The 17,490-nt window shown below is 38.0% G+C and carries 15 protein-coding genes and 1 riboswitch; of the genes, 12 read left to right on the top strand and 3 right to left on the bottom strand.

Features of this window, described 5'->3' with window-relative positions; translation table 11 throughout:
• The first annotated feature begins 12 nt into the window (after positions 1-12).
• Both FSZ17_RS22630 and FSZ17_RS22620 read left to right on the top strand, forming a co-directional pair.
• Entirely contained in the window at positions 13-747 is a 735-nt protein-coding gene (locus FSZ17_RS22630; protein WP_057772595.1) for a sulfite exporter TauE/SafE family protein, read from the top strand.
• Between the two features lie 400 nt (positions 748-1,147).
• Positions 1,148-1,993: a VOC family protein gene (locus FSZ17_RS22620; protein WP_057772597.1), complete on the top strand. Its 846-nt coding sequence runs from the start codon at positions 1,148-1,150 to the stop codon at positions 1,991-1,993.
• 186 nt (positions 1,994-2,179) lie between these two features.
• Here the strand turns inward: FSZ17_RS22620 and FSZ17_RS22615 are convergent, their stop codons facing one another.
• Together FSZ17_RS22615 and FSZ17_RS22610 are read right to left on the bottom strand one after the other, a co-directional pair.
• Complete coding sequence (locus tag FSZ17_RS22615) at positions 2,180-3,385, bottom strand: MFS transporter (protein ID WP_057772598.1); 1,206 nt, start codon at positions 3,383-3,385, stop codon at positions 2,180-2,182.
• A 12-nt stretch (positions 3,386-3,397) separates the two neighbouring features.
• Entirely contained in the window at positions 3,398-3,817 is a 420-nt protein-coding gene (locus FSZ17_RS22610) for a MarR family winged helix-turn-helix transcriptional regulator (RefSeq protein WP_057772600.1), read from the bottom strand.
• A gap of 210 nt (positions 3,818-4,027) precedes the next feature.
• Positions 4,028-4,131: riboswitch (cyclic di-GMP riboswitch) on the top strand.
• A gap of 98 nt (positions 4,132-4,229) precedes the next feature.
• Between FSZ17_RS22610 and FSZ17_RS22605 the strand changes: the two genes are divergently transcribed.
• From FSZ17_RS22605 to msrA, 10 genes are all read left to right on the top strand, one after another.
• Entirely contained in the window at positions 4,230-4,796 is a 567-nt protein-coding gene (locus FSZ17_RS22605) for a helix-turn-helix domain-containing protein (protein WP_057772603.1), read from the top strand.
• Between the two features lie 247 nt (positions 4,797-5,043).
• Complete coding sequence (locus FSZ17_RS22600; protein WP_057772605.1) at positions 5,044-5,808, top strand: EAL domain-containing protein; 765 nt, start codon at positions 5,044-5,046, stop codon at positions 5,806-5,808.
• A 377-nt stretch (positions 5,809-6,185) separates the two neighbouring features.
• Positions 6,186-7,877 (top strand): methyl-accepting chemotaxis protein, encoded by a 1,692-nt coding sequence (locus tag FSZ17_RS22595; RefSeq protein WP_407643418.1) that lies wholly within the window; start codon positions 6,186-6,188, stop codon positions 7,875-7,877.
• A 264-nt stretch (positions 7,878-8,141) separates the two neighbouring features.
• Positions 8,142-9,410, top strand: a complete 1,269-nt coding sequence (locus tag FSZ17_RS22590; RefSeq protein WP_057772607.1) for an MFS transporter — start codon at positions 8,142-8,144, stop codon at positions 9,408-9,410.
• Between the two features lie 136 nt (positions 9,411-9,546).
• On the top strand, positions 9,547-10,755 hold the full coding sequence (locus FSZ17_RS22585) for an MFS transporter (protein ID WP_057772609.1): 1,209 nt from the start codon (positions 9,547-9,549) through the stop codon (positions 10,753-10,755).
• A gap of 100 nt (positions 10,756-10,855) precedes the next feature.
• Positions 10,856-12,529 carry a M14 family metallopeptidase gene (locus tag FSZ17_RS22580; RefSeq protein ID WP_057772611.1) on the top strand — a complete coding sequence of 558 codons (1,674 nt, stop codon included), beginning with the start codon at positions 10,856-10,858 and terminating at the stop codon, positions 12,527-12,529.
• A gap of 184 nt (positions 12,530-12,713) precedes the next feature.
• A complete protein-coding gene (locus tag FSZ17_RS22575) occupies positions 12,714-13,247 on the top strand; it encodes a sigma-70 family RNA polymerase sigma factor (protein WP_057772613.1) in 534 nt (177 codons plus the stop codon).
• A complete protein-coding gene (locus FSZ17_RS22570; RefSeq protein WP_057772616.1) occupies positions 13,240-14,262 on the top strand; it encodes a DUF4179 domain-containing protein in 1,023 nt (340 codons plus the stop codon). Before FSZ17_RS22575 ends, FSZ17_RS22570 begins: the two co-directional genes overlap by 8 nt.
• Positions 14,263-14,587: 325 nt before the next feature.
• Positions 14,588-14,776, top strand: coding sequence for a hypothetical protein (locus FSZ17_RS22560; RefSeq protein WP_057772617.1), 189 nt, complete (start codon positions 14,588-14,590; stop codon positions 14,774-14,776).
• 346 nt (positions 14,777-15,122) lie between these two features.
• Positions 15,123-16,079, top strand: a complete 957-nt coding sequence (msrA, locus tag FSZ17_RS22555) for a peptide-methionine (S)-S-oxide reductase MsrA (RefSeq protein WP_057772620.1) — start codon at positions 15,123-15,125, stop codon at positions 16,077-16,079.
• A gap of 271 nt (positions 16,080-16,350) precedes the next feature.
• Here the strand turns inward: msrA and FSZ17_RS22550 are convergent, their stop codons facing one another.
• The gene (locus tag FSZ17_RS22550) at positions 16,351-17,124 is read right to left on the bottom strand and encodes an SDR family NAD(P)-dependent oxidoreductase (protein WP_057772621.1); all 774 of its coding nucleotides are present in this window, start codon (positions 17,122-17,124) and stop codon (positions 16,351-16,353) included.
• Positions 17,125-17,490 lie beyond the last annotated feature (366 nt).

Below are 17,490 nucleotides of genomic sequence, written 5' to 3'. Positions count from 1 at the left end.
GGGGTGTAAAATATGGAATATGTGTTGCTTTTTATTATTGGTGTTTGTGCGACAACGCTAGGCACGCTGGCGGGTGGAGGAGGGCTCATTAGCTTTCCAGCAATGCTGATTATGGGGATACCTGTCCACTCTGCAATTGGTGCGAACAAAGTATCGAATACCATTAGTTCCTTCTCAAGCTTCTATCACCTTTATCGAAAAAAAGAAATCTCGCTTAAAGAGTCATTTTGGATCATACCTGTTAGTCTTTCAGGTGGAATAAGCGGAGGCTATATTGCGTCGAAAATATCTGCAGAGAATATGTCGATCATCGCAATGATCCTTCTTATATTTGCGTTCATCGCATCTTTTAGTGGAAAGGGTAATTTCAGTGGTGAAGAGCCTTTGAAAATGAACAAATTCAGTGTGCCTGGTCTCTTCGGTATAGGGATATATGATGGACTTTTTGGACCTGGCCAAGGAACCTTGATGCTCTATTTATTTGGTTATTTGAATATTGCCTATATCCAAGCTGTAGGATTGGTTCGGCTTGCAACTTTTTCAAGCTGTTTTGGAGCAGCTATCACCTATATCGCAACTGGGAAAATTATCTGGCCCCTTACCATTGCCCTTCTTCTTGGCTCCCTAACAGGTGCACAAATAGGTGTACGTATTGCCAAAAAACTAAAACCACAAATCATAAAACCCATCCTGCGAATGGTAACAGTTGCTCTAATTATTCAAATCTTTGTGGATCAAGTTCTTTAAATATTCATTAGTTCAATAATCTTTACATTTTATTTATCTCGAATTAAAATATATTTAAATCAAGATAAAAACACGATGTTGAATGAATTTTTTTAAGATTTAGGCTGTGCTAAAGCCCAGTGTTGATAATGCTATTTTGTTGTTGATTGGAGCGGAAGGCGCGAGATCCTCGAAAATGCATTCGCATTTCCTTCGTGCGGTGTTTATTCGGGGAAGATTATTCAACGTCCTGCGGGAGAAGCGAGTCAAAGGGAGACCCCGCAGGAGCGATAGCGACGAGGAGGCTTCCGGACCGCCCGCGGAAAGCGAGTGCCTGCAGCGGAAATCAACAAGTGAGTATAACACAGCCAAGATATAAATAATAATAGGAATGAAAATTTTAAGTAAAGGTAGGGTAAAAATGGAAAAATTTCATCAGAAACCAAATGTCTTCGTTGGTGAGGTCAATATTAAAGTAAAAGATTTACAAAATGCTATTACTTTTTATCAAAATATAATGGGTTTTCAAGTTTTGGAAAAAAAAGATCAAACCGCAGTTTTAACGACAGATGGGAAAAACCGCATTTTAACACTTGAACAGCCTGCTGATGTTATTCCGAAAGCTGGGCGTACGGCAGGCTTGTATCATTTTGCGATTTTACTGCCATCTCGCGCGGATTTAGCTGTATTTTTACGGCATTTGCTTCAGACCGGTTACCGATTTGGAGCAGCGGATCATTATGTAAGTGAAGCGTTATATCTTAACGATCCAGACGGTAATGGAATTGAAGTCTATCGGGATCGCCCTTCTCATGAATGGACGTGGAACAACGGTTTAGTGGACATGGCAACCGTACAGCTTGATGGAGAAGGGATTCTTGCTGAAAGTAATGCGGAATGGACCGGTCTGCCTACTAATACGATTATGGGGCATATTCATCTTCATGTAGGAGATCTTCATAAAGCAGAAGAGTTTTATACAAAAGGGCTTGGCTTTCAGACGGTTAGTTACTATCCTCAAGCTGCATTTCTTTCTACCGGAGATTACCATCACCATATTGCTATCAACACTTGGCAAGGAGTTGGGGTTCAAGCGCCGCCAAAAAATAGTGTCGGTTTAAATTGGTACACCCTTGTTTTTCCTGATGAAGCAGCGAGAAAGCAGGTGCTCGCACAGCTGCAGCAATTAGGTGCTCCAGTAGATGAAGAGGGAGATTATTTTGTCACTACTGACCCATCGGGAAATCAAATTCGATTAATCATTTAATAGTACTTGATAAGAAAAGGGATATCCTGATAATAGGATATCCCTTTTCTTAGCTAATAGGAAAGTTTAAGTTTATTAACGTACTAAAGTGAAGTGTGTTTTTAATTAAATATCTGCTAATAAGATCGCATAAGTAAAACTAAGGCATTCGCCAAAAAGGACTTGGCGAACGCCAAGTTTTTCTAATCAAACAGAAGAAGCGTCAATCTCAGGCTTTGCTGTTCGCTCTTTCTTGCCATGCATAAAGTAGTAAAGGATCGTAGTCATGAGAACAACAATGCCAATAATGACATACAGCGTACTGTAACCTGTCATAGGGATGACGAATCCAAGTAAATAAGGGCCAAATCCAAGCCCTGCATCAAGAAAAATAAAGAAAGTCGACGTGGCCAATCCCATTCGATGAGGTGGGGTCAATTTAACGGCCACTGCTTGGGTGCATGATTGCATATTACCGAAGCCTAAGCCAATAAGGGCACCCGCTAATAATAATGTGAGACTGTTGCTTGCTGTACTTAAAAGTAGCATTCCAGCACCAAAAATTATAAAGGCTGGATACATAATGAAATTCGCACCCTTTAAGTCCATGATCCGCCCTGTGAACGGACGCGAAAGTAACACGGCGATTGAGTATACAATGAAGAAGAAGCTTGCTGTATTTACCAGATTGATTTCCATTGCATAAAAATTAATAAATGAAAGGACGCTGGAGTAACAGAAGGCGATAACGAGCGTAATGATTGCGATGGGCAGTGCCTTTGGCTCAATAAAAGTGGAAAGCTTGAAACCCTTTATTTCATCTGTAGAGACGGATCTATCCAATTTAGGAACATTCAAGAAAAGTGAGATAATAAAACAAATGACTCCTAACGCCACGCAGAAACTAAAAATCATTTTGAAGGTTGTGTGCTGGCTCATATAAAGCCCGATGAATGGTCCGATTGCTGTGGCCAGTGATGCACTCATGCTGTAATAGCCGATACCCTCGCCTTTACGTGTGGCAGGGATAATCTGAGCTACAATCGTTCCTGTCGCTGTACTAGCCATGCCAAGAGCAATTCCATGTATAAAACGATTGAAAAGTAAAAAGCTGATCCCAAAATTAGCAAAATATAATAGCGTCGTCGCAATAAAAAAGAGCAGCCCAATAAATAAGGTTCTCTTTCTGCCGATCGAATCAATCATCCGGCCAATCACAAGCCGTCCAATTAATGTACCGATAATAAATATCCCTGTAACAAGCCCAGCTTCGCTTGTAGATGCATCAAATTCATTAACTGCATAAACAGCAATAGTCACCATTAATAAATAAAAAATTAAGGTTAAAAAGAAGTTGACGGAGGAAACAACAATAAAATCCTTCGTCCATAGTTTCGGTCTTGAGTGTGTCAAAGTTATTTCCCCTTACTCTATAATATTTTTTCGGATATCCTTCATGATACGGATTGCTTCAAACTGCTCTTTCTCTGTAATTCCTTTAAGAATGCTCTGTTCAAATTGATCAATCGTTACACGGACATCCTCATAAACTTCTCTCCCTAGGTCTGTAAGCTGCATTCTCTTTTCACGTTTGTCTTTGCCGGGGACTTGTTCAACATATCCCAGTTCCTCCAAGCGATTCATCGTTCTCGTTATGGTTGGTTTCTCTACGTACTGAAAATCGGAAAGCTCGACAAGCGTAGCAGAACCGTGATTGGCTAAGTAAAAAAGAATTGACCATTGAGCTCTGTATAACTGATGCTTGGCAAGTTGAATATTAAGTTTATTTTCAAAAGGCCGGTATAATAGCATAAACTGGTGAAAAAATTCCCTATACACTTTCATGGGAAATCCCCCTTTTTAAATAAAATAGTTATCGATGGTAATAGTTAGCTTCGATAACTATAATAATATAATAGAATGACAAAAATATAAATAGGCATAAAGACTTACGATTAACCAGTCTTATGTTAAACATATGTTGAATTTTAGATAATTTTGTTGAATTATGGAGGAGTATAGTTTATTATGAATACGTTATTAATGAAAAAGTCCTATATGTAAAGGCAAACTATTCGAAAGAATAGGACGCAAAGCCAAGGGTCTAAGGGTTTATAGTGAGTATAATTTCCTATAAACTACGACAGCCGGTTGCCCAATTTTTGGATTGGTTTATAAAAACCTTAGGCTATTCTATGTTTTCAGAGAATAGTCTTTTTTCTGTTTTTTTTAAACATAAAAGGAGGACTAGCTAGAATTGAGTAAGGTTTGGAATTTAGAAGAAATTGAGTATTTAAAAGAACAAATTGGTGTCAATAAAATCACGACAATCGCAAAAACAATGGAGCGCTCTTATCACTCTGTGATCGTAAAAATGAATCGATTAGGAATATCGAATACAAAGCTGCACACAGGATTGATTACAATTGGAGAACTCGCCAAGCTGGTAAAGGTAGATAGAAATACAGTTAAATGGTGGGTTGATAAGCATGGGCTGCCCTGTACGAAGAAGGTAACAAGAAAGTCAAAAGGTTTTTATTTCATAGATCCATCTGACTTTTGGAAATGGGCAGAAGAAAATAAAAATAGAGTTCAATTTTCGAATATTGATTCAAAGGTTTTATTACCTGAGCCTGATTGGGTTCAGGAGGAGAGACTAAAGGAAAATGATGTTGTCAAAAAGAAAGCCTACAAGGCATGGACAACAAAAGAAGATCAATTCCTACTACAACTGCGAAGTAAAGGCCTAACTTTTACAGAAATCGGTGTAAAAATGAACAGAAGTTCTATTAGTGTGGCACGCAGAATGAAAAGGATTTTATAAAGTGAAACTTCCATCAGTGGGGGGTTTTTCCATCCCTACTAATGGTTAGTTGAACCAATCACGCTCAAAACGCCACGTCCTGTGGCTTTCGCCTGACTAGGACATCGTGTCCGTCGTCGGGCTTTTACGAGCAGTTGTCCCCCACCTATCTTCGTCGCTTCTCTCTCAATCTTGAGGTGGGGGTCTTACTGCCCGTTAATACGGGATAAATTTGCTAGCTTTTTAATCTGCAGAGTAAAAAGAGATAATGAAGGAAGAAGGGTGCAAAATAGAGCCAAATATACCGTCACTGATCAGGGATAATTCCCTGTTCAGTGAATATCAACCACTTACTAATTCTAGTAATGATTCAGTTTTTGCCTATGAAGCCTTAATGAGAACGACACCACGAATAAATCCACTTATTGTTTTTCAACAAGCACAAATTGACGGATTGTTATATGAGCTAGATATAGCTTGTATTTCTAATGCTATCAAAGAATTCCCTAAAGAATATTTTGGACATTATTCATTATTTATAAATATTTTGCCGACCACGATTTTACATAATGAATTTAAAAGCTTTATCCATAACCTCCTAATACATTATCCGATGATCGAGGGGCAAATTGTTTTTGAAATTAATGAAAATGTTGTCATGGAAAGCATATGGGAGCAAAGGGAATTTCTAAATCGTTTAACTTTCATAAAATCATTAGGTTTTCATATCGCTTTTGATGATTTACCTGTTTCAAAGGCTTCCTTTCATATCATTGAAAACCTTTCCCCTGATTTTGTTAAGCTGGATCACACAAAGTCAAAAGGGTTATCAAGCTCAAAGGAAAAACAAGATTTAATTTCTCTATTTTTAGAATACACGGATAAAAAAGTGAAATTAGTGTTGGAAGGCATTGAAACAGAGGAGGATCTATTGACCGCCAAACGATTAGGAGTCCCATTACTTCAAGGCTTTTATATATCAATGCCGAAGCGATTGCAGATGTTTGACAGAGTACTAGAGATAGAGGTTTAAACTTAATAGCTAAAAAATGTTATTTAGGTTTTCATTCTTGATTTTACTTGTTAAGGGGTTGCTGCACTCTTCGAAATATGTCGATATTATGGTTTAAAAGGAGAAGTAGAATGATCCGCTAGTGGTGATTTTGCTTCTTTTTTGCTTTTATTGCCACTTTTATATAGATAAAAGAGTATCAAAAATCATAGTCACAAAGAAGTATTTATTGTAGAATTTTGTAATAATTTCACTAAATGGTCCAATAATGCAAAATTAGTTAATAAATAGGGAAATTAGTGAATGGTTATGAAAGAAAGGTGGGAGTTAAGAAGACTCTTGTAGTGAAAGATAGTATGTAATATTATTTCCAAAACTATGAAAAATAGGTGATTACTTTGAAGATCAAATTAAAATTAGGGATGAAGATTAATTTAATAGTTTTGTTTGTTATTCTCTCTTTATCAGCGATTATAGTAGTTGTCGTAAATAAGGAAATTGAGAATGGAATAGAAGAATTAGCTGTTGAAAAGGCAAAAGGTGATGTAGCTCTTGCCTATAGATACATAGATGAAAAATATCCTGGGGAATGGTCCATTAAAGGTAACCAGCTTTATAAAGGAACTGCTCTCATGAATGGAAATGAAGAAATTGTAGATGAAATTGCTAAGGATACAGGGGATACTGTTACGATATTTCAAGGGGATACACGTGTATCGACAAATGTGATAAAAGACGGAAATCGAGCCGTTGGAACACAAGTTTCCCAGGAAGTGTCAGATGTTGTTCTTAAAAAAGGTGAATACTATTATGGTGAAGCAAATGCTGCAGGAAATATATATCAAACAGCCTATATGCCTATTAAAAATGGGAATGATGAAATTATCGGTATCTTTTATGTTGGTGCTTCTCAGAGCATTATCGAAAGGATTATATCCGATGTTTTAATGGAGGTTTTAACCATCCTAGGTATCGTGATTATCTTGTCGAGCCTTGTTATTTATTGGTTTTCAAGAAGAATAGTAAAGAGATTAAATAATATATCATCCGCTCTTGAATTAGCGGGAGATGGGGATTTCACGAAGAAAATTAGTGATCAAACAGGTGATGAAATAAGTAATCTCTCGATAAGTTTTAACCGAATGTCTGATAATCTTAGGAATATGATAAACGAAGTAAACAACGCTTCGGAGCAAGTTTCTTCTTCTTCCGATGAATTAACAGCAAGTGCAGAGCAAACAAATAAGGCCATCGAAACGATAACAGAGACCATTCAACAAGTAGCTCATGGTGCCGAGCATGCGACAGCTAGTGTACAAGAAAGTGCAACTGCACTAGAGGAAGTTAGTAGTGGAGTACAAGCTATTGCTGAAGCAGCTTCTTCCATTTCAGAAGCAAGCTTTCAGGCAACAGAAAAAGCGAAAAGTGGTGGAGAATATGTGGCGAGCACGGTTCAACAAATCCATGCAATTAGCCATTCTGTTAAAGAAAGTGGAGAGATCATTCAATTATTAGATAAGCGTTCAAAGGAAATTGGTGAAATTACGAGTGTCATTTCTGATATTGCAGAGCAGACGAACTTGCTGGCGTTAAATGCAGCTATTGAAGCTGCAAGAGCAGGTGAACATGGGAAAGGATTTGCGGTTGTGGCAGATGAGGTGCGGAAATTGGCAGAACAATCTCAAAAATCCTCATCCCATATTTCAAGCTTAATCGTTGAAATTCAACAGGATATGGTGCATTCGAATAAATCAGTCAAGCAGGTAACAGAGGATGTGAAGGGCGGGCTGAAAATAGTCGAACAGACAGAAGGCAGCTTTAAAGAGATCCTTCACTTTATGGAGCAGCTCGCAGATAAGATTCGTGATATGGCCGCAACAGCAGAACAGGTATCTGCAAGTATTCAGGAAGTTACGGCAACTGTTTCCAGCATTACCCGAATTTCAGCCGATGCTTCCGAGCATTCACAAAATGTCGCAGCATCAACAGAAGAACAGCTTGCTTCTATGGAAGAAATATCATCATCCGCCCAAACACTGTCCAAACTGGCAGAAGATATGCAAATGTTAATTAGCAAGTTTAAAATATAAATTTAATTTTCGAATTTTTTTGATATAGACCATATAAAAGGAGAAGAAGAAATCATCTTGTACAGGTGATTTTTTCTTCTTTTTTCTATGTAGAAATGAGTCCGACGACATTTTACAATTCAAGGTTGAGAGTAGATATTCATGATTGTTTAACTGGAAAAAATTTTTTTGAAATGTAAGCGCCCTCATTTGAAATCTAAATTCATATCTAAAAAATCTAGCGTATAATATAAAATTGAATATGACTAATAGGAGTAGAGATCAGTGGAAAAGCAAAATAGTAGATATAGATGGGTTGTTTTTGCAACGGTATTGTTTACCTATTTTTTAATCGTTAGTCAACGAACAGCGCCTGGACTTATTACAGATCAATTGATGAAAGATTTTAATATGACAGCATCGACCATTGGATTACTGACAAGTATTCAATTTTTGGCATATGCTAGCTTACAAATACCGATTGGGTTATTGTCAGATCGTTTTGGCCCCAATCTTTTTCTTATTTTAGGGACGATTTTAAATGGAGTCGGAACGCTTATTTATAGTCTGGCAACGGGTGAAGAAGTGCTGCTTATTGCCAGATTATTAGTGGGAATTGGAGATGCTGCTATTTGGGTTAATTTAGTATTAATATTAAGCCTTTGGTTTAAAGGGAATGAATTCGTTGGATTAATTGGCATAGCGGGAATGGCAGGAAGCTTTGGATTCTTGTTGGCGACGGTTCCCTTTTCAGCTTGGATCACCTTATGGGGATGGAGAATACCTTTTCTAGCAGTAGGAATTATTCTATGTCTTAGCGGCATCGCCCTTTATTTTGTTCTCGTTGTCAAACCAAAGAAAATGTTTCCCAATAAAACAGATAAAAAGGAATCATCACCAAAAGCAGAGCAAAAACGGGAAAAAACGCTCACGTTATTACGACGTATTCTTTCGAACCGCCAAGCGTGGGCTACATTTTTTTGCCACTTTGGAGTAGTCGGAACATATGTAGGATTTATTGGCTCATGGGCAGTCCCGTATGGAATGCATGTGTATGGAATGGCACGATCAGATGCAAGTCAGCTCATTATGGTTGGTCTTATTGGAGCCCTTCTTGGTGCTCCAATAACAAATTGGATGGCAAACCGCATGAATTCAATCAAAAAGCCGTATACTGCTGTACATTTCGTAACTTTTTTATGCTGGGTTGCTTTTCTTATGTTTGGCGGAAAACCGCCATTTTTCATGCTTATCATTCTTTTCTTTATCATAGGGTATTGTAATGGGGCAAATACTTTAACATTTGCAGTTGTACGCCAATCTTTTGATACAAAAGAGGTTGGTTTTGCTTCTGGGTTTGCGAATACGGGTGGATTTTTAAGTGCTGTCCTGCTGCCTGTAATTTTTGGAAAAGTATTAGATCATTTTCATGCAGCACCAAGTTATGTAGGTTATCAATACGCTTTCATCATTCCGGTCTTATTCTCCATGCTCGGATTACTTGGAGGAATAATGATTAAAGAACAGAGACAAGAAGCAAAGGGAACAGTTTAAAACAAATCGAATCACTCCCTCGAATTTTGCTGAAATAAATTGTAAGAGTTTCCTAGTAATTTATATTATTCAAATAATTTTTGGTATATAATCATATATATTTCGATTATCGAATGGATCTTGAAAGGAAATTAATATGTGGACTAACAAAAATGTTTGGATTATTTTAACGGGGGAGCTTGTTGCAGGACTCGGATTATGGATGGGGATTATCGGAAACTTAGAATTTATGCAGGAGAAGGTACCCTCGGATTTCATGAAATCTGTCATCCTTGCGATTGGATTATTAGCTGGGATTGCAGTCGGGCCACTTGCGGGGAGAATTACAGATCAAAAACGAAAAAAGACTGTCATGATTTATGCAGGTCTTGGCAGAATGGTTAGTGTTATATTTATGTTTATTGCTTTGTATATGGATTCCGTTATATGGCTTGTTGCCTTTGTTATTTCCATTCAAATGGCGGCGGCTTTCTATTTTCCAGCACTGCAGGCAGCGATTCCTTTAATTGTCGAGGGAAAAAACTTATTAAGAATGAATGGTGTACACATGAATGTGGCGACGGTTGCCAGGATCCTAGGTACGTCTCTAGCTGGCATCTTACTTGTAGTGATGTCTCTGTTTATGCTATACCTATCTTCTTTTATCGCTTATTTTCTATTATTCGTCTTTACATTATTTTTAAAAATTGATGAACCAACAGAACAGAAGAATACGGTCAAACAAAAATCAAAAGGGAGTTTTAAGGATGTACTGCCTGTCATTAAAGGGCTGCCGATTGTATTGATGACACTTATCCTGACACTGATTCCTCTGCTATTTTTAGGTGGTTTTAACCTCATGGTGATCAATATAAGTGAGATTCATGATGATCAAATGATCAAGGGGATTATTTATGCGGCAGAAGGAATTTCCTTTATGCTAGGTGCTTTTGTTGTGAAGAAAATAAGTGATCGCTGGTCTCCGTATAGCATTATGTTTTTCTTTTCGTTGATTGTCGGATTTGCACAAATTTCATTGTTCTTTGTCGAAATGAAAATTGTAGCTGTTGCTGCATTCGCGATTGTTGGCTTTTCATTGGGATGCTTTTTTCCGACGGCTGCAACGATCTTTCAAACAAGAATGCCAAAAGAATATCACGGGCGCTTCTTTTCTTTCCGTAATATGTTAGAAAGGGTTATGTTCCAAGTGGTTCTTCTAGGTACAGGATTCTTATTAGATCTCGTAGGTCTGCAAATAATGGTCGTTATATTTGGTATGATCTCAGTAGGATTATCTGGTTTCTTCTATTTTCGCTTTAAGCGGCATTCCAAAGAAGAGGATACCAAAAAAGCTGTTTCCTTATAATCTAAAATCAAAAGGGCTATCTTAAAAGGAGTATAAACTTTTCCTTTAAGATAGCTTTTTTTTATGAATTTGAATCATTATACAAACAGGAGATGAAAGAATGTTCCGTGTTATTTTACTAGCTGCAGTACTTATCTTTAGCTCTATATTTCCTTTTTCAGGAATTGAGATTCAGAGAATTGTGTTTGCAGAGCAGATGGATCTTGAATTTACACCTTATTATGGGACAGGACCTAGCTTTGTCCAACCAGAATACATTGCCTATCTCTTTCCAATGCCAGGCATGAAATTCAGCACTCCTGGATTTGAAAAAGGAAAAACCGTGTTCACAAGCCAGGAAGAGATGATGTCCTTTTTGAAAAATTTATCAAACAAATATAAGCATGTTTATCTTGAGACCATTGGTAAATCGTTAGAAGGCAGAGACATTTCATTGCTAATATTCACAAAAGACAATCCTAAAAAAGTAAAAGAAAATAAGAAAAAGCCGCTCATTTGGATTCAAGGACAAATTCATGGAAATGAACCAGCTGCAGGAGAGTCCAACCTTGTCGTGGCACAGCTACTGGCGGAAGGGAAGCTTGGTGATGTTCTTGATAAGGTGAATGTTGTCATTGTCCCCCGTATTAATCCAGATGGCTCTTATTATTTCAAGCGATTTAATGCGACTAATCTTGATGCAAACCGTGATTATATGAAGGTGGAATATCCTGAAGTACAGGCAATACATAAAGCCATAAACGAGTATCGGCCTGAGGTAGTGTTAGATACACATGAATATACCGTAAATCCAAGTGTATTAAAGGATTATGGAGAAAAAGGATCAATTACTTACTACGACGTGCTTATTACATCTGGAAAAAACTTGAACATTCCAGAACAGCTTCGTATGGCATCAGAAAATCTCCTTCTTCCTGACGTTATGAAGGAATTGGATAAAGAAAAGTTGACTCACAATGATTACTACACTCTTAGCAAAAATGACAAGGGAAAGCTTGTGGCTACTGAAGGAACCGGAGAAGCACGCATTGGCCGAAATGCGCTTGGCTTAAAAAATACGCTAGCCTACTTAATCGAAACCCGAGGCATTAATATCGGACGCGCAGACTTTGAACGTCGCGTTTATGCTCAAATGATTGCTCAAACGAATTTCATTAAATCAACGGTGGCAAATGCAGATAGGGTTAAAAAAATCGTTAATGATGCTCGCAATGAAGTCATTGAAAAAGGAAAGCGGGTTAATGATCAGGATAAAATTGTGATAAAGAGCGAAAACAAACTGATCCAAGACCAAACTTTAGATGTCGTTGATCTGGCAAAAGGAGAGCGAAACGCAATCACGATTGACTGGATGGATTCCACAGAAGCCTATGCAACACTAGAACGAGAGCGTCCGACTGCCTATATTATGCCGCCTGCCTATCATGACATTGCACGCAAACTGGAAATCATCGGAGTAAAGGTCCAAAAGCTTGATAAGCCAATGATTCTTCCAGTTGAAAGCTACAAAGTTACAGATAATAAAGTTTCAACAACTTTAGAGAACGGACATTATACAAATCAAGTGACAACAGAGGTAACTGAGAAAAACAAATACTTCCCTAAAGGCAGCTATGTGTACACGATGGCTCAGCCAAATGCAAACTTTATCGCATTAGCTTTAGAACCTGAGTCAGTCGATAGCTATATCACCTTTAACTTCATCCCTGTTCAAAAAGGAGATGAGATCCCAGTCTACCGTTATATGGAGGAAGAGAAGCTTCCTAAGAAATAAGTCACGATCCAATAAGAAGGGTTCAAACAAATTAATTTGTTTGAACCCTATTTTTATTTCTAGTAAGGTTTTACATAAGATCAGTAGCAACTTTTTTCTCAGTAGTAAATACAACTGAATTAATTTTTTGCAACGATTTTACGTTCCCATTCGACTTTATTGTGAAAAGGAGGGAAAAACAAGAATGGACATTGCAAATTTAGTAACAAAGGCGAAAAAGGGAAACGAAGAAGCATTTGAACAACTTATAAGCTCAGTTCGCCATAAATTATATCGAACTGCATATTCATATGTAAAAAATGAACAAGATGCTCTTGATATTTATCAAGAAACCATCTATAAGGCATTTACGACGCTGAATACATTAAAAAAACCGGAAGCATTTCAAGGGTGGATTACGAAGATTCTTATCTATAAAGCAATTGACTTTATTCGAAAAGAGTCAAAGCATTTTCCAACTGATAAGGAAGAGTTGTTTTCACAGCTAATGACGGAAGAAAATATTGATACTATCACCTATTCATTGGATTTAACAGAAGCCTTTAATCATTTGTCTCCTACATATAAAGCCATCATTTTGTTGAGATATTATCATGATTTATCAATAAAAGAAATTGCTGACATCATGAATTATCCAGAAGGCACGGTGAAGTCTCATTTAAACAGAGCAAAAAAAGAGCTGAGACCGATATTGAAGGAGGGCTATATTTATGAATAAAGATAAGATTCATCAATATATGAATGACATTGAGGTTCCTGTTCAAAAGTTAGTGGCTAGAGAAAAGGCAGCAATTTTTCAAGCGAAGAAAAAAAGAAAGGCTGGAAAAGCGGCGAGGTATTCGATTCTTGTCGCCTGTGGATTATGTGTCTCTATTTTAGGCTCTGGCTTCGTATCAACAGGGATGGCCACTGCATTAGCAAAAGTACCGATCATTGGTCCAATTTATGAGCAATTTCGCGATATTTCTTCTGATAAATTACAGCGTGACAAATTAGCAACAGTCATTGAAAAACAAGATAGTCAAAATGGTTTAACCATGACAGTGAAGGAAGCGGTTTACGATGGTGGACGATTAATTGTAACAGTGGCTTATACGGGAGAGAATGCATTGTCCCTTGAGGAGACAAAAGTAGGCAATAATGAAGTCTTAATCAACGGGAAACAACCCGAAGTGGCGATTGGATCGACGACTCAGGATCCCATAAACGAAAATACGATTATCGAGTACCACCAGTTTACTCTATCGAAGTTTAATGAGTTTGGTGACAACATTGATGTTACAGTACAAGGTAAAGATTTATTTGGATATTCTGGTGAGTGGAAAGTGGACTTCCCCTTGAAAAAAGTTCAAGGGGAAATTCAAGAATTTCACCCTCGGGTAAAGGCAAGTACATCTGATCAGATTTATTCTCATACAGCTGAAAAAATTACGTTTTCTCCGCTTTCAACGAGAATTGATTTAACTTCAGATTACCCGAAAGAAATGGATGAGAACGATACCTGGCCGTGGTTTGAATACGTGATAAAGGATGACAAAGGAAAGGTATATGAAGGCCTTGATCAGCAAATAGGGATGTCAGGTAAATACGGTAGAAAAGTCGTCTTGGCACTACCTCCAATGGAGAAGATACCGAAATCCTTCACGATCTTACCTTTCGTTAGAGATGACGAAGGAAATGAGGAGGAAATGAAAGAATTAGAGTTAGTTATCCAATTGGATATGAAGGAATAGTTTTCAAAATTTAGTTCATATAAAGTGAAACTTCAATCAGTGGGGGGTTCCTTCATCCCCCACTGATTGTTAGTTGAACCAATCACGCTCAAAACGCCACGTCCTGTGGCTTTCGCCTGACTAGGACATCGTGTCCGTCGTCGGGCTTTTACGGGCTGTTGATCTCCCACTTAGAAATTTATTCTTAACTCAACTCAACTTCTTGAAGTGGGGGTCTCACAACCCGTTAATCTGCGATAAACTATTGATGCTAGGTCATGACGAATAATGTCTGCTCCTTTGGAAAATCTATAAATGTACTTTTGATAAAAAGGAGAGTAATGACATGCCGAAGAATCGTAATGCAAATGAAGAACAACAGCAAGTAATTGCAGCACAAAATCAAGCAGGGCAATTTGACAAGACGGATACAGAGTTTTCATTAGAAGAAGGTGTGCAAGGAGCGGTAGCGAAGAGCCAAGCTTTCCAAGCGCAAAACCAGCAGCCAACATACGAGCCAAACAAACCATTTTAAACAAAATGCGAATTAAATCCCGTCCTATATAGGTGCGGGATTTTTATTGGTTAGTTAGTAAGGAGATCGCATTAGAGAAACGAGTATTCCTAGCGAACGCCAAGTTTTTCTAAGCTAACAGGAAAGTTATAGTTTATTAACGTACTAAAGTAAAGTGTGTTTTCAATAAAATATCTGCTAATAAGATCGCATAAGAAAAACTAAGGCATTCGCCAAAAGGGCCTGGCGAACTCCAAGTTTTTCTAATGTTTTTAATATGGTTATACTATAATTAAAATAAGTGAAATGTTCTAGATGAAGAGCAGTAAGGTGAATTTTATAAAAGTAATGAAAGGGGTTGGAAATAATGCCTGAACAATATGAGTTGGCAACATTTGCGGGAGGCTGTTTTTGGTGCATGGTAGCGCCATTTGATGAACAGCCGGGAATTAAAGAGGTCATCTCGGGTTATACGGGAGGCTATACAGAAAACCCTACATATGAAGAGGTATGCTCAGATACAACAGGGCATTATGAAGCGGTTCAAATTACATTTGATCCAAGTGTGTTTCCTTATAAAAAACTACTTGAGCTGTTTTGGCAGCAGATTGATCCAACAGATCCAGAAGGACAGTTCAATGATCGTGGCCATTCTTATAAAACGGCTATTTTTTATCATAATGAAGCACAAAGGGAATTAGCTGATGCTTCGAAGCTTGAGCTTGCTGCGAGTGGTCGCTTTCAAAAGCAGATTGTAACAGAGATTCTTCCGGCAGGTCCTTTTTATAGGGCGGAGGAAAAACATCAGCATTATTACAAAAAGAACTCGTTTCACTATAATCTTTATAAAGAGGGTTCCGGCCGAGCGAGGTTTATCCGCGAGAACTGGTCAAACCGCAAAAATGATGAGCAATTGCGCAAGGAACTGACGCCGATTCAATTTGAGGTGACAAGAAGAAATGGTACTGAGCCGCCATTCCGAAATGAATATTGGAACCAAACGGAAGACGGGATCTATGTCGACATCATTTCCGGTGAGCCGCTTTTTAGCTCAAAAGATAAATATGATGCTGGCTGTGGTTGGCCAAGCTTTACGAAGCCAATACGACGAAATGAAATTGAAGAAAAACTTGATACCTCACACGGAATGCGGCGGATTGAAGTGCGAGCAAAAGCATCCGATTCTCACCTAGGCCACATATTCGATGACGGACCTGGCCCTGATCATTCAAGGTATTGCATTAATTCAGCCGCGCTTCGGTTTATCCCTAAGAATAAGCTCGAAGAAGAGGGATACGGACAGTTTCTAAGTCTGTTCAATTGATGAAAGCAATCATTATTCCTTGTTGAAAAAATAGTAGTAGCCCTTCTGTTCTTAAAAAGAATGGAAGGGCTGCTTTTTTTCTCTTATTCATGTTAATTTTGCAACAAAACTATCTGCAAAGGCGTTACGGCCGAGTAGTGGGTTGTTCTGCTTAAAAAAACGAGCCTCAGATTATAACGAGGCCCGTTTTTCTAAAATTCTATTTTTTTAAAAGACTCCATATCGTATTCTTGAAAATCTGCGTTACAGTTAAAAGTATCGTCCTAACTTTTTAGTAATAAACGGTATTTCCAATGCCGCCGGTTACTGAAATGACATCGCCGCTAATCGATGCAGACAAAGGTGAAGCCAGGAAGGTAACGACATTTGCAATTTCCTCCGCTGTAATCAAGCGACCGAGCGCATTCATCGACGCGAACTGGCGTAAAGCATCCTCATCCGTAACCCGTTCTCTAAATGCTTCCGTACTTACAATCCCTGGATAAATCGCATTGACGGTAATTCCGTGCTTCCCTAATTCCATTGATGCAGATTTTGTTAAATGAACAACAGATACATTACGCGGACCGGAACTAAAATAATTGCCGCCTATTCTGGCAGCCAGACCGCTTATATTAATGATACGTCCCCAATTATTTTTGATCATATAAGGTGCTACAGCACGAATACTGCGAAAATAGCCCAAATACTTTTCTTCAAAATCTTTCAGAATAAGTTCATCTTTAATGCTGTTAAAATCCTCTGGCTCTTGACCGCCAACACGTGCCCCACTGTTGATTAGAATATCAATACTCCCCATCGCCGCAGCTGAATTTTCAACTAATTTTAGGATAGAGTCAGGATTCGTGGTGTCTGCAACAATCGGATAGATATTTCTTTTTGTTTCCTGTGCCAATTCTTCTGCAGCGATTTTTAGCGAGGATTCGTTTCTTGAACAAATCGTACAGTCGACACCTTCCAGAGCCATTTGGCGGGCAATCGCTCTACCAATGCCACGGCTTCCTCCTATAATTAGTGCTTTTTTTCCAGATAACTTTAAGTCCATAGCTGCAACCTCCTAGTTTAAATTAACACGATATATACGACAAAGTTAAAAGTGATTTTTGTGATTATTAACTTATTTCTTCATTTCATTCTATCTATAAATAAAACTTGAATCAATTTCATAATGTATAGCTACTGAATCAATTATTAACCAAAGTGAACAAATTAAAATGAACTCTAGAGTCGGAGAGATATCTATAGTCACTTGACAGGTAGACACTGCCGATACAAATTTACTGCCCTATCTAGCATAGTGTTCAAGGAATTTTTAACAGTGCTAGATAGGGCAGTTTATCATTTTTAAAGCAGCATTTTAATATGTTTACAAAAATGTTTACATGTACACAAAAAGTAAACAAAGTGTATG

Source organism: Cytobacillus dafuensis, assembly GCF_007995155.1.
In the GTDB taxonomy this organism is placed as follows: Bacteria; Bacillota; Bacilli; order Bacillales; family Cytobacillaceae; genus Cytobacillus; species Cytobacillus dafuensis.
The sequence above is the reverse complement of the archived record's forward strand: the minus strand, read 5'-3'. Positions and strand labels throughout refer to the sequence as shown.